Raw genomic sequence first — 23,499 nt, 5'->3', positions numbered from 1 at the left:
GGCGATGGGCCGAGGTGCCGTGCTGGTCGAGACCGAGGACGGTGAGCGTGCGCAGGCGCTGCACGCCGAGTTGCTGCGGCGGCGCGCGGCCGGGGAGTTCCCCGAGGTGCGGGAGATCGTGCCGGCGGCGCGCACCGTGCTGGTCGGCGGCCTCGCCGACCCGCGTGCCTTCGCCGCCGAGGTGACCGCCTGGGACGTGCCCCCGGTCGAACCCGGGCAGGGCGAACTGCGCGAGGTGCCGGTGCGCTTCGACGGCCCCGACATCGAGGAGGTCGCCGCCCGCTGGTCGGTGACCCCCCGTGAGCTGGCCGCCGTCGTCACCGGCACCGCTTTCCGGGTGGCCTTCTGCGGCTTCGCGCCGGGCTTCGCCTACCTGACAGGCCTCCCCGCCGGCCGGCACGTCCCCCGCCGCCCCACCCCGCGTACGGCGGTGCCCGCCGGCTCGCTCGGCCTGGCCGGCCCCTACGCGGGCCTCTACCCGCGGTCGTCCCCGGGCGGCTGGCAGCTGATCGGCACGACGGACGCTCCGCTGTGGGATCCCGGCCGCGAGCCGGCCGCACTGCTCTCCCCCGGTACCGAGGTGCGCTTCGTCCGGGCGGACCGGTGAGGGCGGTCGCGGGCCGGCGGCCCGCGACCGGGGCCTCGCGCCGGGTGTCCCGCCGCCGGGCGGCGGGCGTGGGCCGCGGCGGGCGGCTGCCGCTAGCCCGCAGCCGTTGCCGTTGCCGTTGCGGCGATGGCAGGGAGGAGCGGGCATGAGCGGGGACGTACTGCAGGTGGTACGGGCGGGGGCGCTGACGACCGTACAGGACGTCGGGCGAGCCGGCTTCGCGCACCTCGGGGTGCCGCGGTCCGGCGCGCTGGACCTGCCCGCGCACCTGCTGGCGAACCGGCTGGTCGGGAACGGAGCGGGCGCCGCCGGGCTGGAGACCACCGTCTCGGGCTGCGCGCTGCGGCCGACGCGGACGGTGGTGGTCGCGGTCACCGGCGCGGCCTGCCCCGTACGGGTCGACGGGCGCCCCGTCGCCTGGGGCGCACCGGTCCCGGTGCCGGGCGGCGCGCTGCTCGACGTGGGGGCGGCCACGGTCGGGCTGCGCAGCTACGTCGCGGTCGCCGGCGGGATCGCCGTCGACGCGGTGCTCGGCAGCCGGGCCACCGATCTGCTCTCCGGGCTCGGCCCGGCGCCCCTCGCCGACGGTGACTCCTTGCCCGTCGGGCCGGAGCGGGGCCGCGGCGTCGCGGCTGACGTCCTGCCGTACGGGTCGGCCGGTCCTGAGCTCGTCCTGCCGCTCCTGCCGGGGCCGCGCGACGACTGGTTCGCGCCGGGGGCGCTGCGCGCGCTGGTCACCGGGGAGTACACCGTCTCCCCCGCCTCCAACCGGATCGGCCTGCGCGTCCTCGGTCCCGCGCTGCACCGCGCCGCCGGGCGGGACGGCGAGCTGCCCAGCGAGGGCATGGTGCTCGGCGCCGTCCAAGTGCCGCCCGACGGGCTCCCCGTCGTCTTCCTCGCCGACCACCCGACGACCGGGGGCTACCCGGTGATCGGCGTGGTCCCCGAACAGTCGCTCGCCGCTGCGGCTCAATCCGCTCCTGGCGCCAGGGTCCGTTTCGTGGCCCTGCGCGCCACCCGGCCGGCCCTCTGACGCCGCCACCCGCTTCCCGCGGGGGGGCGGCCGTCACCGCACAGCGGTCCGTGGGTGGTTGCTCGCGCCGTTCCCCGCGCCCCCGGGGTGGTCCCGCCGTCACCACACAGCGGTCCGTGGGTGGTTGCTCGCGCCGTTCCCCGCGCCCCCGGGGTAGTCCCGCCGTCACCACACAGCGGTCCGTGGGTGGTTGTTCGCGCCGTTCCCCGCGCCCCCGGGGTAGTCCCGCCGTCACCACACAGCGGTCCGTGGGTGGTTGCTCGCGCCGTTCCCCGCGCCCCCGGGGTGGTGACGGACCGCTCCCACACCTCCGTCCGGACAGCAAGTCGCACCCACCCAGGGGCGCGGGGAACTGCGCCACCACCCACCCCGACCCGAGCGGCAGCGCTCAGTGGGGGATGGGCGTCGGGGTGACGGCACCGTGGGCTGTCAGGAAGGCGTTGACCGCCGTTGGCCAGGTGTAGAGCTCGGCGCGGTGGCGGGCGCGCTCGCGGCGTACGGTCGCGGGCACCGCGAGAAGGCGGCGGACCGCGGCCGCGTACTCGGCCGGGGTGCGGGCGGCCGTGCCGGCCGGGCCGATGAGCGCGGGCAGCGCGGAGTTGGCGCTGGCCACCACCGGCGTGCCGCAGGCCAGCGCTTCGAGGGCGGCGAGCCCGAACGTCTCGACGGGGCCGGGCGCCAGCGCCACGTCGGCGGTGGCCAGCAGCGCCGCGAGGTCGTCGCGCCGCGCGACATGGCCGAGGAAGGTCACCGGGAGCCGGTTCGCCCGGGCGCGGGTGGTGAGCCGCGCGCGCAGCGGCCCGTCGCCGGCCACGACCAGCGCGGCGTCTACCCCGTCGCGCCGCAGCCGCGCCAGCGCGTCGAGCGCGTCGTCCGGCCGCTTCTCCGGGCTGAGCCGGGAGCAGAGCACGAGCAGGACGGCCGCGCCGTGCCCGTAGCGTCCCCGCAGGGTGACGTCGTGGTGGCCGGGGTGCAGCCCGGCGAGGTCGACGCCGAGCGGTGCGTGCACGACGTTGCGGGCGCCGACGCGTTCGAACTCGGCCGCCGCCCAGGCAGTGGTGCACACCACCCGGGTGTAGGCGCGCGCGGTGCGCCGGTTGAGCGTGTCGGCGGCGCGCCGGGCGGGCCCCGCCGGGAGGCCCCAGGTGCCGAGGACGCCGTCGGCGCTCTCGTGGGACACCATGACCGCGGGCACCCGGTGGCGCCTGGCCCATTCGCCGGTCCAGCGCAAGGTGGTGCGGTCGGAGACTTCGAGCCGGTCGGGTGCGAGCTGTTCGAGCAGCGCGGCGACGGGGGCGCGGCGGGCGAGCACGCGGTAGCCGCCGGTGCCGGGGATCTCGGGTCCCGGGAGGGTGATGACCCGGCCCTGTGCGGTGTGCTCGTCGGACGCCGCGGGTCCGGGGACGACGAGGACGGGTTCGTGGCCGGCGGCCGCGTACCCCTCGCCGAGGTGGCGCAGCGCGGTGCGCAGGCCGCCGGAGACGGGGGTGACGAAGTTCGCCACCCGGACGATGCGCAGGCCGGCGCCGCTCACGCGGCGGCCACCGCTCGCTCGCCGAGCACCTGGTCGTAGTGGCCGAGGAGCTGATCGCCGACGGCCTCCCAGCTGCGGTCGGCGACGGCCGTGCGCCCGGCGGTGCCGTAGCGGATCCGCAGCCGCGCGTCGGCGTGCAGGAGCTGGACCGCGGTGCGGATCGCGAGGTCGTCGCGGGGCGGTACGAGCAGGCCGGTCCTGCCGTGGTCGACCAGGTCGAGCGGGCCGCCCGCGGCGGGGGCGACCACCGGGATCCCGCTGGCCATGGCCTCCTGGACGGTCTGGCAGAAGGTCTCGAAGGGGCCGGTGTGGCAGAACACGTCCAGCGAGGCGTAGATGCGCGCGAGGTCGCCCCCGGTCCTGCGGCCGAGGAAGACCGCGCTGGGCAGCGCCTGGCGCAGCCCCGGCGCGCTGGGGCCGTCGCCGACCACGACGACCCGCACGCCGGGCAGTTCGCTGGTGCCGGCCAGCAGCTCGACGTGCTTCTCCGCGGCGAGCCGGCCGACGTAGCCGACGATCAGCTCGCCACGTGGGGCGAGTTCGCGTCGCAGCCCCTCGTCGCGGCGGGCGGGGTGGAAGCGGTCCGCGTCCACGCCTCGCGGCCACAGGTGGACCCGGGGCACGCCCTGGCCCTCCAGCGCGGCGGCCGAGGCGGTGGAGGGGGCCAGCGTGCGGGCGGCGGCGGTGTGCACGGCGCGGATACGGCGCCAGGCGGCGGCCTCGCCGGCGTTCAGATACGTCCTGGCGTAGCCGGCCAGGTCCGTCTGGTAGACGGCGACCGCCGGGATCCGCAGCCGGGTGGCGGCGGCGAGGCCGCGTGCTCCGAGGACGAAGGGGCTGGCCAGGTGGACGATGTCGGCGCGGTGCGCGGCGATGGCGGCGGCGGTGCGGCGGCCGGGCAGCGCGACCCGGACCTGCGGGTAGCCGGGGAGCGGCAGCGAGGGGACGCGGACGACCGGGCAGGGGTCCTCGGCTTCCTGGTCGTGCGGCCCGGCGGGCGCGACCACCAGCGGCTCGTGCCCGCGGCGGGCGAGGTGCTCCGCTGTGCGCAGCGCACAGTGCGCCACGCCGTTGACGTCGGGCGGGAAGGACTCCGTGACGATGGCGACTCTCATACCGACGTTGTCGCCGTGGCGGGCGTTGGCAGGGCCACGAGGAGCTTGCCCGAAGGGGAACGCCCCGTGAGCGTTGGACCGCGGCCCCGCCCTGCTACCCGGACATCCGTGACGCAATGCCCTCTTCCGCCCCGCCGGGTTGCGGGGCGGTGCCGGAGCCCCCGCGCGTCAGCGGGGCGTGCCGCCGGAACTGAGGCGGCCCCGGACGGCCGTCTGGACCTCGGCCTCCTCCGCGGGATCGGCGGCGAGGCGGCGCAGCTGGGTCAGCACCCGGACGTCGCCCGAGGTGGCGTGGTGCGCGGCCAACTCCCTGGTGGCCTCCTCGCAGTCCCACAGGCACTCGACGGCGAAGCCGGCCGCAAAGCCGGGGTCGGCGGGCGCCAGCGCGCGGGCGGCGGTGCCGCGCAGCTGGGAGGAGGACGTCTCGCGGTAGAGGTGCCGCAGCAGGGGCGCGGCACGGCAGGCGGCCAGCCGGCCGACGCCCTCGACGAGCGCGTCGAGGCCTTCCGCGTCGGCGCCGCCGGCCTGCACGGTGCGGCGCAGGGCGGCGAGTACGAGGTCGGCGTCCCCGGGGCCGCCGTGCCGGGCGAGCATCCGGGCGGCGGCGGCGCCGAGCGGGTCGGTGCGTACGGCCCAGCCGCGGGCACGGGCCATGGCGACGTCGTCACGCATCCGCTCGAAGGACTCGACGGCGGCGCGCACCACGCGCTCGTCGACGGCCTCGGCGGCGTTCTCGATCAGGTCGAGGCCGCGCGGGTCGCGGCGGTCGCACAGGTGGCGCAGGGCGGCGGCGCGGGCGGCGGACGGCCCGTGCAGGGCGGCGGCCAGCAGCGCGGGGCGGTCCTCGGGGCCGGCGACGGCGGCCAGGCAGCGGGCGGCGGGCTGGTCGCGCTCGACCACGGGGTGGGCGTCGGAGCCCTGCTCGGCCCACTCAAGGACGGCGCCGACGCTCCAGCCGGGGGTGGGTCCCGCCGAGCGCAGCTGGCGCTGCCAGCGGTCGAAGCTGACCTGTTCCGTGGCCCGCCTGACCCGTTCCGCGGTGCCGGGGTGCGTGGTGTCCTCGGCCCACAACTGCCACGGGCGGGGTTCGTAGGCCTCGCGGACCGCACGGGCGAGGGCGGCGTCGCCTTCCGCGGTCAGCGGGAAGCGGGCGACCACGGCCGGCCCGAGCGAGCGCAGGCCGCTCTCGCCGTCGCGTACGGCCAGTTCGTCCAGCGCCCATTCCCAGCAGCCGCCGCTGGCGGCGTAGCGGCGCAGCAGGCGCAGTGCGTCCCGGCGGCCGTACCCGGCCAGGTGGCCAAGCACGGACAGGGCCAGGCCGCAGCGGTGCTCGTCGGGGGCGATCAGGTCGTCGGGGCCGAAGAGGTGTTCTTCGATCCCGTCGAGCGGGCCTTCCAGGTCCGAGTAGAGCCGCGCGTAGTAGAGGGAGCGGGACTCGACCCGCCAGTCGAGCCGGGGGTCGCGCAGCACGCAGTGCTCCAGGGCGGCGAGTGCGTCGGCCCGCGGCGCCGCGAGGGCGTGCAGGGGACCGTCTCCGCGCCCCCGCTGGAGGAGGCCGAGAAGGGTGCCGCTGGGCGCTATGTCTGGGTCGAACATGAGGTCAGCATCCGGTGCGGGGGGTTCCATGGCAACGGGATTTCCGCTGCTGATGCCCGGCATCCTTACCGATCACCGGGCATTTCACACCTGGCGGCGGGGGCGGATCCCGTGGGGACGGGCGGCGGCAGCCTACCGACTCGCGGGTTGCGGTGTCGCTTCCTGACTGCTCGGAAGTGGGGCAGGATGACCCCCGGTGATGGAGAGGCGTCCGGCCGGGGGGTGCCCCGCACCGCCGGAAACCCGCCGGGCTGTCGGCATATGCCACAAGCACCACCGGATCGGGTATCGCGGAAACCCTTACGACCCATCGCTCCCTGTGCAACAGTCGTTACCGGCCCCTTCCGTCCGCCACGGCCGTTGAGAGCCCGCCAGCAGAGACCCTCGGAGTGCGTCATGCCGTCCCCAACGCACGCGGATCACACCACCGCGCAGTCCCCGGACCCCGGTGCGGTCGAGGCGCTGATCTCCCAGGCCCGCCAGCTCAGGACCCGGGTCGACGCGGTACTGCGGGACGGCGACACCGCCGGCGACCCGCAGCTGCGCTGGCAGCGCGCCCTGTGCGACCTCGCGGTGCACCAGCTGGACGACCTGGGCGCCCACCTCGGGCAGCTCAGGGACGGCCTCGACCCGGCGGACCTGCCCCCGGACGGGCTGCTGCTGCTCGATGTGCCGCTGCAGCCCACCGGCCCGGACGCGGCCGCGGTGGGCGCGCTCGGCCGGGCCGGCAGCGCGCAGTGGGATCTGCTCACCGACGCGGCACAGTGGTCGGACGAGCTCTTCCGCATCTTCGGCCGCACGCCGCAGGACGGCCCGCTGACCCTGGACGAACTGCCGTCCTGGCTGTTCGCCGAGGACCAGGCGGTGCTGACCGAGCTGGTGACCGGCTGCCTGGTCGACGGGCGGCCGATCGACGGCGAGTTCCGTATCGTGCGCGCGGACGGTTCGGTGCGCACCGTGCACATGGTCGGCGAGCCGGTACTCGGGGCCGACGGCGGCACCGAGTCGATGTGGGCGGTGCTGCGGGACGTCAGCGATCTGCGGCGCAGCCAGCGGATGCTGCGGGAGACCAGGGAGTCGCTGCAGCGTCAGCGGCAGATCGCGCAGACCGCGCGACGGATGGCGGTCGAGCTGCAGGAGGCCGTGCTGCCCCCGTGGCGCGGCGCCCAGCGCTTCCCGCTGGACGGGGGGCCGACCACGATGGACCTGGCCGCGCACTATCTGCCGTCCGCGACCAGCGCGCTGATCGGCGGCGACTGGTACGACGCGATGCAGCTGCCGGACGGTGCCTCCTTACTCACCGTCGGCGATCTCACCGGCCACGGTGTGACCGCCACCTCCGGCATGGCGATGCTGCTCGGCGCCCTGCGCGGGATGGCCGTCGCCGGCCTGCAGCCGGGCCCACTGATGGGCTGGCTGAACGAGCTGCTCGACACCTCACCGCAGCCCGCGCTCGGCAGCGCCCTGTGCTGCCGCTACGAACCGACCGCCCGGGTGCTGCACTGGTCGCAGGCCGGCCACCCCGCCCCGCTGCTCTTCCGCAACGGGACGGGGCGGACGCTGGATCCGCCGGACGGCGTCCTGCTCGGCGCCACCTCGGGCGCGCAGTACGCCCAGGCCCGCGAGCAACTGGCGCCCGGTGACCTGCTGGTGCTGCACACCGACGGGCTGGTGCCGCGCCGCGCGGTCACCGACCGCACGGCGGCCGCCACGGCGGACACCGACGGGGGCGGCCACCGGCTGCTGTCGATGGCCCCGCGCTTCGCCGCCGCCAGGACCGCACAGGACTGCGTACGGCTGGTGGCAGAGGAGTTCGGCACTCCGGACCGCGAGGACGACGCCTGCGTGCTGATCGCCAGGATCCTCTGAGGCGAAGGCGATCCCCCGGCCGGCGCGATCCGCCGGCCGCCGGTCCGTGACACCACCCCCTCGCGTGACCCCGTCGCGCAGCCCGCCCGCGCGACCCCACGAACTGCTGTCCGACCCGTTCGGCGGCGGGGCGGTGACAGGTCGTACGGCGGTGGCCGGAGGTACGGCCGCGGGCCTGCTCGGGTGCGGTCAGACCTCGCGGTAGCGGGGAACCGCGCTCTTGCGCACCTTCGGCAGCGTCGACTCGATCTCCTGGCGCAGATCCTGGACCCGGCTGTGGTCGGAGTAGCGCCCGGTGAGGCGGTACATCTCGCGCAGCCGGTCCCAGGTGCGGTGCGAGGAGGTCTGGCCGATGGTCAGCAGCGCCATCCGGGCGTAGCGGTCGGCCTGCTCCGGATCGTCGGCGATGAAGCAGGCGGACGCCAGCGACAGGTAGTCGAAGATGGTCGACCGCTCGTGGCCGGACGTGCGCAGGCTGATCGCCTGTTTGGCGTGCAACTGCGCCTGGACCGCGGCCGCCGGGTCGTGCTCGGCCAGGGTGCGGTAGGCGAGGGCCTGCATGCCGTGCAGGTCGGCCTCGTCGAAGTTCTGCATCCAACTCGGCGCGGGCACATCGCCCTTGTCCGACACGAATAGGTCCTCGGCCTCGCCGAGCGTCCGCCGCATCGCCTGGCCGCGGCCCATGGACGCCTGCGCCCACGCCTCGATGGTGTGCAGCATCGCCTGCGTACGGGGCAGGGTCTGTTCCCCCGAACCGGACTTGGCGAGCTGCATCAGGTCCAGGGCCTGCTCCGGCTTGCCGAGGTGCACCATCTGCCGGGCGGCCCGGGACAGCGCCTCGCCGGCCCGCGGCCGGTCACCGCCCTCGCGGGCGGCGTGCGCGGCGATCAGGAAGTACTTCTGGGCGGTGGGTTCGAGCCCGATGTCGTGCGACATCCAGCCGGCCAGGACCGCCAGGTTGGCCGCCACTCCCCAGAGCCTGCGGTGCAGATGGGCGGGATGGCGGTAGGAGAGCATGCCGCCCACCTCGTTGAGCTGGCCCACGACCGCCTTGCGCTGGAGACCGCCGCCGCGGGCGGCGTCCCAGGCGCGGAAGACCTCGACCGAGCGCTCCAGCGACTCGATCTCCTGGGAGCCGACAGGTACCGCCTCGTAGCGGGCGTAGTCGGCCTGGTCGGCGTACAGCGGGTCGTCGAGCCTCGGTGCGTCGGCCGCGAGGGCCGGGTCGGTGTTCAGCCAGTCCTGCATGGCGCTGCTGATTACGGTGCCTGAGGCGAGCGCGGCGCCCGCGCCCACCAGACCGCGTCGGTTGAGCATGAGGTCCATTCCCGTGAATTCGGTGAGGACCGCGGCTGTTCTTTCCGGCGGCCACGGGAGGCCGTCTCCGGTCTGTCTGTTTCCCGTCTGCCGGCGCCGGTCGAAACCGAGATCCTCAATGGTCACGACACGGCCGAGACGCTCGGTGAACAGCGCGGCCAATACCTTCGGCACGGGTTCGCGCGGCGACTCACCGGTGTCGATCCAGCGGCGGACCCGCGACGTGTCGGTCGCCAGCTGCGGGTGGCCCATGGCCGCCGCCTGCCGGTTGACCAGCCGCGCGAGTTCGCCCTTGGACCATCCGGTGAGACCGAACAAGTCCGCGAGTCGGGTGTTGGCCTCATTGCCCACGTCAAGCCCCCAGGTTCCTCGGCGCTGTTGACACTATTCCCCCCGACATTCGCCCCGCGACTATTCGCCAGGGTTCGCCAGGGTCCGCCAGATGGTCTGCCATGGGGCACCGGGTGTCAGGTAGGAACGCGCCACCCCGTCCCGGCGCCGCATTCCCCAGGGTGCGGTTGCCAGGCCGGGGTCGGCGCCCCTGAACTCGTAGGCACGCGAAGGGATCTGCTTCTTCCCATGTATTCGGCATCGTCCTCCGTGTCCGCCCCACCCCGCCCCGCGTACCCTGCCGTCGCGGAGCCGGCCGTCAGAACCCGTCCCGCAGCCGCTCTGCGGCGCGGGACGCTCGGCGGCGCCCATCCGCTCAGCGGGAGACTCGACTTGACCGGCCCGCAGGGGACCCAGCTTCGCACCGCGGTCGCCGCGGTGCAGCGGATCTGCCCCGAGTTCACCCCTGTGCAGCTGCTGCGCCGCGGTGGCCGTACGGCACTGCTGATCGGCACCTCGGGGCGCTCACCCGCGGTGGCGAAGTGCCTGCTGGACCACTCACCGGCGTGGGCGGATCGTTTCCGCCACGAGATAGCGGCCTACCGGACCTTCGTCCGGCACCGGCCGCCGGTGCGGGTACCGCGGCTGATCGCCGCCGACCCGGACAGCTGCGTCCTGGTGATGGAGCGGATGCCCGGACGTGTGGTCTCGCCGCAGCGGCACCCCTCGCACCCGCCGAGCCGGGGCGATGTGCGGGCCGCCCTGTCCGCGTACGCGCGGATCAACATGTGGCGCCCGCCGCCCGGTTCCTTCGACGCTCCGATCGACTACCCGTCCAGGATCAGCCGTTACCACGAGCTGGGCCTGCTCACCGACCGCGACATGGGCGACCTGCAGAAGCTGCTGCACGGACTGGCGCACGCCCAGGGGCAGTTCTGCCATGGCGACGCGCTGCTGTCCAACGTGCTGCTGTCGCCGGCCGGCCCGTCACTGGTCGACTGGGAGCACGCGGGCTGGTATCTGCCCGGCTACGACCTCGCGGTGCTGTGGTCGGTGCTGGGTGACGACGAGGCGGCCCGCCGCCAGATCAGCCAGCAGGCGCAGGCCGCCGGGCCCGCGGCCCGGGACGCCTTCCTGGTCAACCTGATGCTGGTGCTGACCCGGGAGATCCGTACCTACGAGACGGCGGTCCAGCGCACCATGCGGTCCACCGGGCCGGTGCCGCCGGGTGCCGTCGAGACCGGCGAGGAGCAGCGGCTGCTGCTGCGCAGGCTGCACGACGACTGCGGGCTGGCCCGCAGGGCGGTCCGCGCCGCGGTCGGCACCCGCTGAGCGGGGGCGGGCTGAGCGCGGGGGCTCAGCCGGCCGTCCGTACCCGGTACGGCGGCGCACCCGGTCCGCCGGGAGCGCCCGCCACGCCCCAGCGCCGGTCTCAGCCGGCCTGGAACATCGCCGCGGGCAGCGGCTTGAGCAGCTGGTAGAGGTCGTCGGTGATCGGCCGGTCCCAGGTGGCGATGGTCACCTGGACGCCGTCGCTGCGGTCGAACTGCGCGCAGGCCACCCGCGACTCGGAGATCTTGATCCGCCGGACGATCAGCAGGCCGTCGCCCTGCCACACCGGTGTGTCCTCGACCTCGGTGACCTCGGCGGGCTCGTCGTTGCCCAGCGCGGCGAGCAGCTGCGCCACCTCGAAGGGCACCTGCCCCTCGTTCAGCTCGCGCGCGGGCGAGCCCTCCGGCAGGTTGCCGATGAGCATCGCGGGTCCGCGGCCGCCGAAGAGGTCGTAGCGCAGGTAGATCCCCTCGCACCGCCCGTCGGGCCCCGGCAGCAGTCCGGCACCCAGGTCGCCCGGCCAGTCCCCCGGGTCCATCGCGAGTACGTCGAAGTCCGGCCCGGTGGGCGTGGCTGCGCTGCGGCGGCGGAGGAAGGACATGCCGCCATGGTAAGGGGTGGTCTGCGCGCCGGGGACCCGGCGAACGCCTGGCGGCCCGCGGCGGGACCGCCGCGGACCGGTCAGCCCGACGTGGCGTTCGGAGCGGTGGTCAGCGCCAGTTCGGTGCGGGCCTGCTCCGCCGTGCCGTCGGCGGCGCACTGCAGGGCCGTCTCCAGGCCGCGCCGGAGGCGGTCGGCGGCTTCCTCGGGGCGGCCGGCCGCGCGCAGGGCGACGCCGTGGGCGACCAGGGCGCGGGCGCGCTGGTAGGCCGACGGGGACGCCTCCAGGTGGCTGACCGCCTCGCCGAGGAGTTTCAGCCGTTCGGGTCCGCCGGAGACCTCCGCGGCGACCAGCAGCGCGTGGCCGATCGTGGACCTGGCGCCGTACTGCCGCGCCCGGATGACGGCGTCGAGCGCCGTGTGCCGGGCGCGCTCGGGCGCCACGTGGGACTCGGCGAGCGCGAGGTGCAGCTGCCAGGGGCACCAGGCCGGGTTGCGCATGCCGCGCCCGTCGAGACGGCGGCCGACCGCGGCCAGTTCCGCGACGGCCCGCTCGTGCAGGCCGCGGGCGAGCAGCAGTTCGCCGTGCACGGCCTGGGCGTCGGGGAAGGTGACGGCTGCCGGGAAGGGCTCGCGGAAGGCGTACTCGGCGGCGAGCTCGGCGGCTTCGCCGGTGCGGCCGCGGGCCAGCAGGATCTCGATGAGGACGGCGACGGAGTACCACTGCACGGGGGTGCCGCGCCCGACGCGCTCGGCCAGCCGCAGCCCGTCGCGGGCCAGCTCCTCGGCCTCGGCGAGCCGGCCCTGGCGGTAGCGGACGTAGCCGAGCAGCAGCAGCCCGAAGGACAGGTGCGCGCCGCGCCATCCCTGGCGTTCGAAGTCGGCGATCCCGACGGCGAACAGCTCCTCGGCCCGCTCCGGCCGGTCGCCGTACATGTATGTCATCGCGACCAGCGCCGGGACCTCGAAGCCCCAGTTCTCGTCGGCCCACGGCAGCCCGCCGTCCAGTGCGCGGTCCGCGTGCCGCAGCACGGTGGAGGTGTGCTCGCCGCGCAGGGTGGCGTCCCAGGCGCGCAGTCCGATGATGTAGCGCTCGGTCAGGTCGCGGCCGGTGAGCCGGTCGGCGAGGCGGGTCAGCCGCCGGGAGCGGCCGGGCGAGTCGGGTTCGTCGGCACGGAAGGCGTCCCACATGAACTGCTCGGCCTGCATCCGCAGCCGGGTGCGCGCGCTGGTGGCGGTGCGGGCGGCGTGCGCGACGACCTCGGCGGCCTCGCTGAGCCGGTCGCTGTGCGCCAGTGACTGCGAGAGCCGGAAGACGATGCCGTCGCGCATCGCCGGGTCGCTGATCGGCTCCTCGAGCGCCGCCCGCAGGTGGTTGACGGTGACGGAGGGTTCGAGGAGCTGGGAGGAGCAGCCGAGCTCGTAGAGCACCGCGGCCCGGTCGCCCTCCCGCGGGGGTTCGCGCAGCGCGCGGCCGAGGTAGCTGCGGGCCGACTCCGGGGCGCCGGCCCGCAGGGTCTCGCGGGCGGCGTCCCGCAGCCGGGCCACCACCCACGGGTCGCCCTCGGGATGCGTCTCCAGCAGGTGCCGGGCGGCGACCGAGGGCCCGAGCCCGGCGTCCATCACGGACCAGGCCGCCTGGCCGTGCAGGCCGACCCGTACGGCGGCCGGTATCGCGTGGTAGACGGCGGTGGCGATCAGCGGGTGGGCGAACTCCAGGGTGCGGCTGCGGGTGAGGATGCGGGCCTCGCGCAGCCGGTCGGCGCAGTCGGCGGCCTCCTCCCGGCCGAGCCCGGCGACGTCGGCGGCCAGCTCGGGTGGCACCTGGGTGCCCAGGACGGCCGCCGCCCAGGCGAGCCGGACCGTGGAGGGGCCCAGCCGTTCGAGCCGGCTGACCAGGCCGCGGCCCTTGGTGGCGGCGGCGAGGTCGCGCAACAGGTGGGTGCTCGACTCGTCGGGGGTGACGCCGCGGTCGCGGAGCTTGGCGGTCAGCTCGACGGCCTCGAAGGGATTCCCCGAGGTGACCGCCCAGCACTCCCGGCAGAAGGCCTCGTCGGCGTGCTCGCCGACCGAGTCGCGTACCAGGCGGCCGACGGCGGCCGCGGTGAGCGGTTCCAGGCCGATGGGGCGGTGGCCGGCCCTGCCCGGCAGGCCGCGGAAGGACTCGGCGCCGGCCGGGAGTTCGTCGGGCCGGTAGGCGACGACGATGAGCAGCGCCAGGTCGTCTGCGCGCGGCGCGAAGGCGGCCAGCCAGTTGAGCGACTGGGGGTCGGCCCAGTGGGCGTCGTCCAGCACCAGGACGGCCGGGGCGCGCTGCACCGCGAGGTGGGTGAGCACCCAGTCGAGCCCGTCGCGCAGACCCTGCGGGTCGGGCGCGGGGCCCTCGGCGGTGCACAGGCCGAGCGCGGGCCCGACGATGCCGTACCAACTGCCCAGCGTGGCCTTGATCTCGGCCTCGGGCACACCCGCGAGCTGCGGTTGCAGCAGCTGCCGCGCCACGTGGAAGGCGACCTGCTGCTCCTGGTCGCCGCCGCGCGCGGACAGCACCGTGCAGCCGTGGTCCGCGGCGCGCCTGCGTACTTCGGCGAGCAGCGTGGTCTTGCCGAGCCCCGCGGAGGCGGCGAAGGCGAGCAGACCGCCGCGCCGCCGCGCGCCCGGGTGCCCGGTGCCGTCCGGGCGCAGCCCGCTGAGTTCGCTCAGCGCCTCGTCGACGGCGACGAGTTCGGCCTCGCGTTCGAGCAGCGCGCGCCTGCTGTGCGTCTGGCGCTGCGGCATGGTGCACCCCCTGGCGGCCGGACGGCGCACGCCCGGCGCACGCCGTGCCATGCGGACACCCGTCCGGTGGCCTCACAGCGTACGCCGTCAGGTGCGGTGCGTGAGCATGAACAGCGGTGCCGATCATGCGTGTGCGAGCATGAACGGCCGTGCCGGTCGGCCACTGGCAGGGGACTCGGCCGGCACGGCGCTGGGGCGGCGGCCTGCGGGGAGGGACGCTCCCGCGCGGCCGGCCTGCGCGGAGCCTGTCACGGCGGCTGTCCGCCCGGCCAGACCCCCACCGGCCACGCGCCATGCCTGTTCTCCCGTGCGCCCCGGATGCGCCCCCGTTACCGCCCGTATCCCCCGTCGCCGCCGCCGGCAACACGCGTCAGGCCGGGTCGGCCCGCGTCAGGTCGCTTCAGCCCGCGTCAGGTCGATTCAGCTCGCGTCGCCGCCGTTGCCGGCGGCGCGCTGTCTGGCGTGGTGGCGGGCGACCCGGGCGCGGTTGCCGCAGGAGGGCTTGCACCACTCCTGGCGGGCGTGCTCCTTGACGAAGTAGCGCACGCAGCGCGGCGCCGGGCAGGCGCGCAGCAGGTCCCGGTCGGGGCCGGTCAGGAAGCCGATGGCGTGCCGGGCGAGCGCGGCAGCGAGCAGGTCGGCGGCGGAGGGGCTGCCGACGACCGTGCGGGCCGAGGTGGGGGCGCCGTCCTGCGGCCAGTCCAGGTACGGGCTGACGGGGACCAGGGCCGCTGCCGCGTTGAGCCGGTCCAGGGCCTGCCGGGCGGTCGGCAGCCGGTCGGCGTCGGCGGAGCTGGGCCGTCCTGGAAGCACCGCGCGGGCGAAGAGCGAGCGGACCGCGGTGCGCACCTCGACGGCCGCGCCGAGCACGGCCGCGTCGGCGGTGAAGGTCGCGGCGGTGTGCGGCCAGGACGCCAGGTCGGCGCGCAGGGCGCCCGCGCGTGCGCGCACCCAACTCGTCAGCGCCGACGGGTCGGTGAGGTCGTCGGCGACACCGCCGTGACCGTCGTGCCGGATCGTGACGGCGAGATCCAGCGCGAGATGATCAACGGACATGGGCTAATGCTATCGTCACCGCATACCATTACACCTGAGGGGGTGCCTGTGTCCGATCTCCGCGAACTGCTGCGCGGACTGGACGTGTTCTCGGGCGATCTGCCGGAGTTCGACCTCGACGCGCTGCCCGCCGACCCGCGGGAGCTGTTCCTCGACTGGCTGCTCGACGCCGTACGGGCCGGGGTGCGCGAACCGCACGCCATGACCCTGTCCACGCTCGGCGCCGACGGCGATCCGTCGGCCCGGGTCCTCATCGTCAAGGACGTCTCCCCCGACGGCTGGCATTTCGCCGCCGACGCGGGCAGCCCCAAGGGGCGCGAGCTGGCCGGGCACCCGGCTGCGGCGCTCACCTTCTACTGGTCCCCGCTGGCCCGCCAGGTCCGGGTACGCGGCCGGGTCACCGCGGGCGCCGGCGACACCGGCGCGGCGGACTTCCTGGCCCGCTCCCCCGGCGCCCGCGCCGAGGCGCTGCTCGGCCGGCAGAGCACCCCGCTCCCCGACCTGGCGACCAGGGACGCGGCCGTCCGCGCGGCCGCCGCCCGGATCGCGCGCGAGCCGGGCCGGGTCGCACCCGGCTGGACGCTCTACACCCTGCGGCCGGACAGCGTGGAGTTCTGGCAGGGCGACCGCGACCGCCGGCACACCCGGGTCGACTACACGCGCACGGACGACGGATGGAAGCGGGGACTGCTGTGGCCGTGACGGATCAGACGCACACCGAACACGTCGACCTGCAGGCCGCGCTGGCGGCCGGCCAGGCCGGCCTGCGCGCGCTGCTCGGCGGCCTCACCGAGGACGCCGCCCGCGCCCCGAGCGCGCTGCCGGGCTGGACCCGCGGCCATGTGCTCACCCACATCGAGGGAGTCGCGCGGGCGCTGGCCCGGCAGGCGCGCTACGCGCTGCGCGGCACGGTGGTCGACGTCTACGACGGCGGCCGGCCGGCCCGTGACGCGGCGATCGAGGCCGGACACGGCCGCAGCGCTGCGCAGTTGGCCGCCGGGGTGGAGGACGCGCTGGACGAGGCCGAGGCGTCCTGGTCCGGTGTCGGACCCGACGACTGGCAGCGGCCGGTGACCTACCGCGACGGCACCCTGCGCACCGCGGGGCTGGCCTGGTGGCGGGAAGTGGAGATCCACACCTCGGACGCGCTGCTGGGCGCCGGCCCCGACCGCTGGCCGCCGCAACTGTGCTTCCACCTGCTGGACTTCCTGTCCGTGCGGGTGCCGTACGGGACCGCGGTGACGTTGACCGCGGTGGACGCGGACCGCTCCTGGACGCTGGGCGAGGGCCGGCCGGTGGCGGTCGGCGGCAGGCTCACCGATCTGGCGGCCTGGCTGGCCGGGCGGCCGCCGCAGCAGCCGCTGACCGGCGATCCGCTGCCAGTGCTGGGCAGTTGGCCGTAACGGCCTTCCGCCGACGGCCGAGGCCTGCCGGGCGTACGGCGGATACCGTGTCGTACGCCCGGGGCCGCTCGTCAGGTGAGGTCGAACTCGCCGTCCCGCGCGCCGAGAACGAAGGCACGCCACTCGGCGGGGGTGAAGATCAGCGCGGGACCGTCGGGGTGGCGTCCGTCCCGCATCGCGATGTAGCCCTCGACGAAGGCGATCTGCACATCTCCGGTGCCCTGGCTGCTGGACAGCCAGTCCGCATCCGTCAGATCCAGTTGGGGCTTCTTCCCGTTGGCCAACGGCTGTCCTGTGGTGCTATCCGCCACGTCCGCTCTCCTCCCGCATCGTCCTTCCCGTCCAGCCTATCGGCCGTGGCGCACGCCGACACAAGATGACGGAAGCCGCCCGCCGCCCGCCCGTTCGTGATCGTCAGGGGGCCGGTTCCGCGACCGGTCGCGAGCGCGCCTGCACCCTTGTGAACACCGGGCGGACGGCCCGGCCCTGCGGGTAGGGTCCGGTCATGACAGCACATGATCACGAACGGGGAGCCGGGCCGGCGGCGGGTCCTCACGCCGGGCCCGCGGCGGCCGCCCGGCCGGCCCGCGAGTCGCCGCTCGCCCCCGGCCTCGACCCGGCGCGCACCGCGCTGGTGATGATCGACCTCATGGACCGGATCGTGGCCTTACCCCTCGCGCCGCTCCCGGGCCCCGCGGTGCTCGCCGCCGCGACGGACCTGGCCGGCGCCTTCCGCCGCGCGGGCGCCCCGGTGGTGGCCGTCCGCGGGCAGCGCCCCGGGCCCGCCGAGCAGCCGGCCGGCAGCGGCCTGGCCGAAGGGGTCGTCCACGACGGCGACATCGTCGTCGTCAAACACACCATCGGCGCCTTCCAGGGCACCGACCTGGACGAGCGGCTGCGCGCGCTCGGCGTCGACACCCTGGTGATGGCCGGTGTCGCCACCAACCTGGGCGTGGAGTCCACCGCGCGGGCCGCCGCCGACCTCGGCTACCGGCTGGTCTTCGCGGAGGACGCCATGTCGGGTCTGACCGCGGCGGAGCACCGGGCCGCGGTCTCGCTGGACTTCCCGCGATTCGGCACTGTGGTCACGGCGGCGGAGGTGGAATTCGCCGCCGCGTGAGTCCCCGGCCGGCCCCCGGCTGCCGCCGGAACGGCCTGCGTACGGCCGGGACAGCGGGCCGCCTCGGCCCACCGGTGGTTCCTGTACCTACTAGTATGTACAGTAGTGGCCATGGAGACGTCGGAACGGTTGATCGAGAGCGCCCAGGAACTGCTCTGGGAGCGCGGCTACGTCGGTACCAGTCCGAAGGCCATCCAGGAGCGGGCCGCCGCCGGGCAGGGCAGCATGTACCACCACTTCCGCGGCAAGCCGGACCTCGCGGTGGCGGCGATGCGCCGCAGCGCCGCCCAGCTGCGCGCCCAGGCCGAGGCCCAACTGACCACCGGCCGCACGGCGGTGGAGAAGGCCACCGGCTATCTGCTGCGCGAGCGCGACGCGCTGCGCGGCTGCCGGGTCGGGCGGATGGCGATGGACCCCGACGTCGTCGCCAGCCCGCAGCTGCGCGAGCCGGTCAGGGAGACCTTCGACTGGCTGACCGGCCGCCTCACGGCGGTCATCGCCGACGGCATCGAGAGCGGCGAACTGCGGCCGGGCATCGAGCCGGGGGACACCGCCGCGATGATCGTCGCCGTCGTCCAGGGCGGTTATGTCCTGGCCCGCGCCGCCGACGCGCAGGAGCCCTTCGACCGGGCGGTGCGCGGCGCGGTGGCACTGCTCGCCGCGCAGGCCGTGACCCCGGCCGAGGCTGATGCCGGAGCCGCGCGCGCCTCCCGGCCGACCGCCGACGCCTGACCGGCCCCGGCCCTCGGCCGATTCCCGGCGCCGCCCGACTCCCGGCGCCCGCCCGACTCCCGGTGTCCCGTCCGTACGCCCGTCATATCCCCGTGGGAGCAAGCACCCGTGCATGCGATGAACTACCGGATCACCCTGCCCGCCGACTACGACATGACGATCATCCGCGACCGGGTGGCGGCCAAGGGCCACCTGCTGGACGACTTCCCCGGGCTCGGCCAGAAGGCCTACCTGATCCGGGAGCGGGGCGTGCACGGTTCGCCGGTCAACCAGTACACGCCCTTCTACCTCTGGAACACCGCGGAAGGCATGAACAGCTTCCTGTGGGGACCCGGATTCCAGGGCCTCGTCAACGACTTCGGGCGTCCGGTGGTGGAGCACTGGACAGGCGTCGGCTTCGTCCGCGGCCCGTCCTTCCGGGCCGAGCCACGGGCGGCGGCCCGCCGTTCCGAGCCGGTCGCGCCGGGCGAGGACCCGGCGGCGGTGATCTCCCGGGCCCTGGCGGAGCTGACCGCCACGGCCACCCGTCCCGGACTGCACTCGGCCGCGCTGCTGGTCGACCCGCGGCACTGGGAACTGCTGCGCTTCACGCTGTGGCAGGACGCGGCACCCGAGGCTGCCGGCGAGGAGCGGCACGAGGTGCTGCATCTGTCCAGGCCGGGACTGGACGACATCAGGACGGGACGGCACTGGTGATGGAGAAGGCGGCGATCGACCGCGAGGCGGGCTACCGGCTGATGGGGCAGCTCGCGGGCCCGGAGACCGTCGAGCGCACGCTCGCCGCGCTCGACGCCCTGGCACCCGGCTTCCCCGACTGGATCGTGACCAGCCTCTTCGGCGGCACCTACCAGCGCGACGGGCTGGAGCTGCGGGACCGGCAGATCGCCACCCTGGCCGCGCTCACCGCCCTCGGCGGGGTGGAGCTGCAGCTGGAGGACCATGTGCGCAACAGCCTGCGGATCGGCGTCGAGGCACGGGAGATCGTCGAGGTGATGGTGCATCTGGCGCCGTATGTCGGGGTGCCGAAGGCGCTGGCCGGGCTGCGGGTCGCGGCGGCGGTGCTCCGCGAGCAGCAGGAGCCGGCATGAGCGCGGTGCGCACGGTGCTGGGCGACGTCGACCCCGGGGCGCTCGGAGTGTGCGACGTCCACGACCACCTCTTCCTGCGCAGCCCCGCGCTGCCCGGGCCGCCGCTCGACGACCCGGCGGAGGCCGCCGGCCGGCTCGGCGGCTTCCGCGCGCTCGGCGGCGGGGCGCTGGCGCAGTGGACGCCGTTCGGGATGGGGCGGAGGGTCGCGGAGGTCGTCGCCGCCTCGCGTGCCACCGGGGTGCACCTGATCGCCGCGACCGGGCTGCACCAGGAGGTCCACTACGACCCCGAGGTGCTGCGGCGGCTGCGCGGCGGCGACCGCCTGGCGGCCTTCTTCGTCGCGGAGCTCACCGAGGGGATGATCGCCGGGGACGATCCGGACGGCCCCCGGAGCGCTGTCCCGGCGGGGATGATCAAGGTCGCCGGGATGTTCCACACCCTCGACGACCACACCCGGTGGGTCATGACGGCGGCGGCGCAGGCACATCACGCCACCGGGGCGCCGATCGGCATCCACCACGAGCTGGGCACCTCGGCGGTGGACGTGCTCGCCCTGCTGCACGGTGATCTCGCAGTGCCCGCGCGGAGCCTGCTGCTCGGCCATCTGAACCGCTTCCCCGATCCGGGGGTGCACCGGGAGCTGGCCGCCGCCGGGGCGTATCTGGCCTTCGACGGGCCGAGCAGGGCGTATCACGCCACCGATCCCTGGCTGGTGGACAGCCTGGTCGCCCTCGCGGCCGCGGGCCACACCGAGCAGCTGCTGCTCGGCGCGGACACCACGTCGCCGGGGGCGGGCCCCGGCGCGCCCTACCTGCTGCGGACCCTGCGCCCCCGGCTGATCCGCGAGCTGGGCGAGGGCCCGGCCGACACCGTCTTCCGCGCGAACCCGTCCCGGGCCCTGTCCGCACCATGGCCCACGCCGGGCGCCCCGTCGTGAGAGCCCCGCTCTAGGACCGGAGGAATTCGCGGACGGTGGACAGGTACTCCGCCGGGCGCGTGTCGTGGATCATGTGGCCCGCCTCGATCGTGGTGAGTCGCGCGCCCGGGATGCGGACGGCGACCTGGGCGAGCTGGTCCTGGCGGAGGTGGCTGCTCGGGCCGCCGGCGATGAGCAGGGTGGGCGCGGTGATCTCCGCCAGGCCGTCCCAGTGCCGCGCGGCGGGCGCGTTGCGCTGCCGGGCGACGTCGGCGACGACCCGCCAGTCGTAGGGAACGGGGTCGGGGCCGGGTCCCGCGGGCACCTCGCGGGGCGGCTCGGCGGGGAAGGGCAGCGGGCCCTCCTCCAAAACCAGGCGCCGCACGGCCGAGGGCCGGTCCATCGCGACCAGCGAGGCCGGGAACGTGCCGAGCGAGTGGGCCACGATGTCGACCTCGTCGATGGCGAGCGCGTCGAGCAGCGCGCAGACGTCGTCCCGCATCGCCTCGAACGCGTAGTCGCCCGGGTGGTCGCTGTCGCCGTGGCCGCGCAGGTCGGGAGCGACGGTGCGCCGGCCGTCCGCGGCCAGGGCGGCGGCGACCGCCGACCAGGAGCCGCGGTTCTCGCCGAGCGCGTGCAGGAGCAGCAGCGGCGGACCGCCGGCGGGGCCCGCCACGTCGCAGACCAGCCGCAGCCCGTTGACCTGGTATTCGTGCACGTCACTCATGACGGCGACAGTAGCGGCCGGCCGCCGCCGGGAGCCCGGCTGTTCGCGGTGGGCCCAACGGCGGGGCCGTCACAGACGCTGCGGGCCGTTCTGCTGGGCGGCGACGCGGTCGTAGAGGATCTGCGCCTCGGCGCTGCGGCCGAGCTGCTCCAGGCACTGGGCCTCGTCGTTGCGGCTGGTGAGGGTGTCCGGGTGGGCAGCCCCGAGGACCTGTTCGCGTGCGTCGGCGACCTCGTGGTAGACGGTGAGCGCGCCGGCCCAGCGGCCCAGCCAGCCCAGGCCCACGGCGATCTCCCGCTTGCTGACCAGCGTGTCCGGGTGGACGTGGCCGAGGACGCGCTCGCGCACCGCGGCCACGTCACGGGCCTCGGCGAGCGCCCGCTCCCAGTGGCCGAGCCGCCCGAGGTTGACGCCGAGGGCGTGCCTGGCGCGCAGCGTCTCGGCGTCGGCGGAGCCCGCGGTCCTCGTCCTGGCCTCGACCAGGGTCTCGTAGAGGGTCAGCGCCTCGGCGCTGCGGCCGAGCCGGCCCAGGCAGATGCCGATCTCGTAGTCCACCGCGAGCGTGTCGGGGTGGTCGGCGCCGAGCACCCGGGTCCTGACCGCGGCCACCTCGCGGTAGACGTCGAGCGCCTCCGCCCAGTGGCGGGACGTGCCGAGCATGTGGCCGACCTCGAAGCGGGTGACCAGGGTCTGCGGGTGCTCCGCGCCGAGCACCCGGGTGCGGGCCTCGGCGACCTCCACGGCCATGGCGTGCGCCTCGGCGGTACGGCCGAGCCGGCCCAGGTTGAAGGCGAGGTTGTGCTTGCACTGCAGGGTGTCGGGGTCGTCGGGGCCCGCGGTGCGGATCCTCGCGGCCAGCACCTCGGCGTACTCCTGGTGGGCCTCCAGGTGGCGGCCGAGCACGCCGAGCGCGTACGCGGCCTCGTGCCGGGCGGCCAGCGTGTCGAGGTGGTCGGGGCCGAGCACCCGGGCGCGGGTCTCGCCGACGTAGGCGTAGAGCTGCAGCGCCTCCTCGGTGCGGCCGAGTCCGGTGAGGCAGTACGCGGCCTCGTAGCGGCTGTCCAGCGTGTCGGGGTGGTCGGTGCCCTGGGCGTGGTCACGGGCGGCGGCGACCGCGGTGTGCAGGTCGTAGGCCTGTCGCCAGTTCCCGACCCGGGCGAGGTCGATACCCTCCGCGTGCCGGTCGGCCAGCTCGGTGAGCACCCCGGGGCGCGGCTCAGCCTGCAGGCCGCGGGTGGACCAGGCTCCGGTCAGCTCGTGGCGGGGCGCGTTCACGGTGTGCCGGGGGCGGGTCGAGGCGGCCGCCGTGCCCGTGGTCAACTGCCGCGCCCAGCCGGGCAGTTCCCCGGACCGGCCGGCTGTGCCCGCCGCGGGGGCCGCGCCGGTGGCTTCGTGCAGGCTGCTCGTGCCCGCCAGCAGCGCCTTGAGCCGGCCGCCGACGTCGGCGGCGTCCTGCGGGCGGTCGTCGGGTGCCTTGGCGAGCAGGTCGAGGATGAGGCGCTCCAGGTCGACCGGCAGCTCCGGCCGCCGGGCCCGCGGCGGCTCCGGCACGTTGTCACGGTGGCCGACCAGGATCGCCCATGTGTCGCCGAGGTCGAACGGCGGTGCGCCGGTGGCGAGTTCGTAGAGGACGCAGCCCAGCGAGTACAGGTCGCTGCGGTGGTCGACCTCACCGGAGGCGCCGATCTGCTCGGGCGACATGTAGTGCGGGGTGCCCATGGCCACGCCGGTGCCGGTCAGCCGCGAGGTGAAGCCGATGTCGTGGCCGAGCCGGGCGATGCCGAAGTCGCAGATCTTCACCGCGCCGTCGCTGAGCCTGACGATGTTGGCCGGTTTCAGGTCGCGGTGGACGATGCCCTGGGCGTGGGTGTACGCGAGGGCGGAGGCGACCTGCTCCGCGATGTCGATGATGTCGGGGACGGGCAGCGGGTGCCGGCGGGCGTCGTCGAGCACCTGGAGCAGATTGCGGCCGTCGAGCAGCTCCATCACCAGGTAGAGCACGCCGTCGTGCTCGCCGAAGTCGTGGACGACGGTGATGCCGCGGTGCTGCAGTGCCGCGGCGACCCGGGCCTCGCGCCGGAAGCGCTCCTGCAGGATGCGGGTGAATCCGGCGTCCCTGGCCTGCCCCGCGGGTTTGAGGCACTTCACCGCGACCCTGCGGCCCAGCGACTCGTCCAGGGCGCGCCAGACCTCGCCCATGCCGCCCCGCCCGATCAGCTCATGCAGCCGGTAGCGGCCCTGGATGAGGGTGCTGTGCTCCGCCGCCGCGCCGTCCTGCTCCTGGTGGTTCCGGTGATCTCCCGCCGCCATCGCGTGCCGCCCCCGTGGTCATCGGTGCTTCCCCGCAC

General features: G+C 75.5%; 21 protein-coding genes. 11 read left to right on the top strand and 10 right to left on the bottom strand.

All coding sequences use genetic code 11. The annotated features are described in order from the left end of the window. The first annotated feature begins 4 nt into the window (after positions 1-4). The gene (locus OG702_RS32615) at positions 5-607 is read left to right on the top strand and encodes a 5-oxoprolinase subunit B family protein (RefSeq protein WP_327293455.1); all 603 of its coding nucleotides are present in this window, start codon (positions 5-7) and stop codon (positions 605-607) included. A gap of 145 nt (positions 608-752) precedes the next feature. Beyond that, a complete protein-coding gene (locus OG702_RS32610; RefSeq protein WP_327292548.1) occupies positions 753-1,640 on the top strand; it encodes a biotin-dependent carboxyltransferase family protein in 888 nt (295 codons plus the stop codon). Positions 1,641-2,028: 388 nt separating this feature from the next. Here OG702_RS32610 and OG702_RS32605 read toward each other — a convergent pair whose 3' ends face one another. The 3 genes from OG702_RS32605 to OG702_RS32595 all read right to left on the bottom strand — a co-directional run bounded on the left by OG702_RS32605 (position 2,029) and on the right by OG702_RS32595 (position 5,885). Next, positions 2,029-3,174, bottom strand: coding sequence for a glycosyltransferase (locus OG702_RS32605; RefSeq protein ID WP_327292547.1), 1,146 nt, complete (start codon positions 3,172-3,174; stop codon positions 2,029-2,031). Then, positions 3,171-4,289 (bottom strand): glycosyltransferase family 4 protein, encoded by a 1,119-nt coding sequence (locus OG702_RS32600; RefSeq protein WP_327292546.1) that lies wholly within the window; start codon positions 4,287-4,289, stop codon positions 3,171-3,173. Before OG702_RS32600 ends, OG702_RS32605 begins: the two co-directional genes overlap by 4 nt. Before the next feature lie 168 nt (positions 4,290-4,457). Further along, a complete protein-coding gene (locus OG702_RS32595) occupies positions 4,458-5,885 on the bottom strand; it encodes a HEAT repeat domain-containing protein (protein ID WP_327292545.1) in 1,428 nt (475 codons plus the stop codon). 396 nt (positions 5,886-6,281) lie between these two features. On the opposite strand from OG702_RS32595, the gene OG702_RS32590 reads away from it, so the two are divergent. Next, positions 6,282-7,754 carry a PP2C family protein-serine/threonine phosphatase gene (locus OG702_RS32590; protein WP_327292544.1) on the top strand — a complete coding sequence of 491 codons (1,473 nt, stop codon included), beginning with the start codon at positions 6,282-6,284 and terminating at the stop codon, positions 7,752-7,754. 189 nt (positions 7,755-7,943) lie between these two features. Here OG702_RS32590 and OG702_RS32585 read toward each other — a convergent pair whose 3' ends face one another. Next, positions 7,944-9,422: a DNA-binding protein NsdB gene (locus OG702_RS32585; RefSeq protein WP_327292543.1), complete on the bottom strand. Its 1,479-nt coding sequence runs from the start codon at positions 9,420-9,422 to the stop codon at positions 7,944-7,946. A gap of 228 nt (positions 9,423-9,650) precedes the next feature. Between OG702_RS32585 and OG702_RS32580 the strand changes: the two genes are divergently transcribed. Then, entirely contained in the window at positions 9,651-10,733 is a 1,083-nt protein-coding gene (locus OG702_RS32580) for an aminoglycoside phosphotransferase family protein (RefSeq protein WP_327292542.1), read from the top strand. Between the two features lie 100 nt (positions 10,734-10,833). On the opposite strand, the gene OG702_RS32575 is transcribed toward OG702_RS32580, so the two are convergent. The 3 genes from OG702_RS32575 to OG702_RS32565 form a co-directional block, all read right to left on the bottom strand. After that, positions 10,834-11,334 carry a hypothetical protein gene (locus tag OG702_RS32575; protein WP_327292541.1) on the bottom strand — a complete coding sequence of 167 codons (501 nt, stop codon included), beginning with the start codon at positions 11,332-11,334 and terminating at the stop codon, positions 10,834-10,836. 80 nt (positions 11,335-11,414) lie between these two features. Further along, on the bottom strand, positions 11,415-14,108 hold the full coding sequence (locus tag OG702_RS32570; protein WP_327292540.1) for an ATP-binding protein: 2,694 nt from the start codon (positions 14,106-14,108) through the stop codon (positions 11,415-11,417). Between the two features lie 420 nt (positions 14,109-14,528). Beyond that, positions 14,529-15,164 carry a CGNR zinc finger domain-containing protein gene (locus OG702_RS32565; protein WP_327292539.1) on the bottom strand — a complete coding sequence of 212 codons (636 nt, stop codon included), beginning with the start codon at positions 15,162-15,164 and terminating at the stop codon, positions 14,529-14,531. Between the two features lie 48 nt (positions 15,165-15,212). On the opposite strand from OG702_RS32565, the gene OG702_RS32560 reads away from it, so the two are divergent. Together OG702_RS32560 and OG702_RS32555 are read left to right on the top strand one after the other, a co-directional pair. After that, complete coding sequence (locus tag OG702_RS32560) at positions 15,213-15,866, top strand: pyridoxine/pyridoxamine 5'-phosphate oxidase (protein WP_327293454.1); 654 nt, start codon at positions 15,213-15,215, stop codon at positions 15,864-15,866. Then, positions 15,863-16,567 carry a maleylpyruvate isomerase family mycothiol-dependent enzyme gene (locus OG702_RS32555; protein ID WP_327292538.1) on the top strand — a complete coding sequence of 235 codons (705 nt, stop codon included), beginning with the start codon at positions 15,863-15,865 and terminating at the stop codon, positions 16,565-16,567. The genes OG702_RS32560 and OG702_RS32555 overlap by 4 nt, the downstream gene beginning before the upstream one ends. Before the next feature lie 71 nt (positions 16,568-16,638). Here the strand turns inward: OG702_RS32555 and OG702_RS32550 are convergent, their stop codons facing one another. Further along, positions 16,639-16,878: a DUF397 domain-containing protein gene (locus OG702_RS32550; RefSeq protein WP_327292537.1), complete on the bottom strand. Its 240-nt coding sequence runs from the start codon at positions 16,876-16,878 to the stop codon at positions 16,639-16,641. Positions 16,879-17,204: 326 nt separating this feature from the next. Between OG702_RS32550 and OG702_RS32545 the strand changes: the two genes are divergently transcribed. From OG702_RS32545 to OG702_RS32525, 5 genes are all read left to right on the top strand, one after another. Beyond that, positions 17,205-17,687 carry an isochorismatase family protein gene (locus OG702_RS32545; protein ID WP_327293453.1) on the top strand — a complete coding sequence of 161 codons (483 nt, stop codon included), beginning with the start codon at positions 17,205-17,207 and terminating at the stop codon, positions 17,685-17,687. Positions 17,688-17,798: 111 nt separating this feature from the next. Next, positions 17,799-18,419 carry a TetR/AcrR family transcriptional regulator gene (locus tag OG702_RS32540; RefSeq protein WP_327292536.1) on the top strand — a complete coding sequence of 207 codons (621 nt, stop codon included), beginning with the start codon at positions 17,799-17,801 and terminating at the stop codon, positions 18,417-18,419. Positions 18,420-18,527: 108 nt separating this feature from the next. Beyond that, positions 18,528-19,115, top strand: coding sequence for a DUF4865 family protein (locus OG702_RS32535; RefSeq protein WP_327292535.1), 588 nt, complete (start codon positions 18,528-18,530; stop codon positions 19,113-19,115). Next, positions 19,115-19,507: a carboxymuconolactone decarboxylase family protein gene (locus OG702_RS32530; RefSeq protein WP_327293452.1), complete on the top strand. Its 393-nt coding sequence runs from the start codon at positions 19,115-19,117 to the stop codon at positions 19,505-19,507. The genes OG702_RS32535 and OG702_RS32530 overlap by 1 nt, the downstream gene beginning before the upstream one ends. Continuing rightward, entirely contained in the window at positions 19,504-20,445 is a 942-nt protein-coding gene (locus tag OG702_RS32525) for a phosphotriesterase family protein (RefSeq protein ID WP_327292534.1), read from the top strand. The genes OG702_RS32530 and OG702_RS32525 overlap by 4 nt, the downstream gene beginning before the upstream one ends. A 10-nt stretch (positions 20,446-20,455) precedes the next feature. On the opposite strand, the gene OG702_RS32520 is transcribed toward OG702_RS32525, so the two are convergent. Both OG702_RS32520 and OG702_RS32515 read right to left on the bottom strand, forming a co-directional pair. Next, positions 20,456-21,151, bottom strand: coding sequence for an alpha/beta fold hydrolase (locus OG702_RS32520; RefSeq protein WP_327292533.1), 696 nt, complete (start codon positions 21,149-21,151; stop codon positions 20,456-20,458). A gap of 69 nt (positions 21,152-21,220) precedes the next feature. Beyond that, on the bottom strand, positions 21,221-23,461 hold the full coding sequence (locus OG702_RS32515) for a serine/threonine-protein kinase (protein ID WP_327292531.1): 2,241 nt from the start codon (positions 23,459-23,461) through the stop codon (positions 21,221-21,223). Between the last annotated feature and the right edge of the window lie 38 nt (positions 23,462-23,499).

This window comes from Streptomyces sp. NBC_01198, assembly GCF_036010485.1.
In the GTDB taxonomy this organism is placed as follows: domain Bacteria; phylum Actinomycetota; class Actinomycetes; order Streptomycetales; family Streptomycetaceae; genus Actinacidiphila.
Note: the sequence above shows the minus strand (reverse complement) of the source record. Positions and strands in the feature narration are given on the sequence as shown.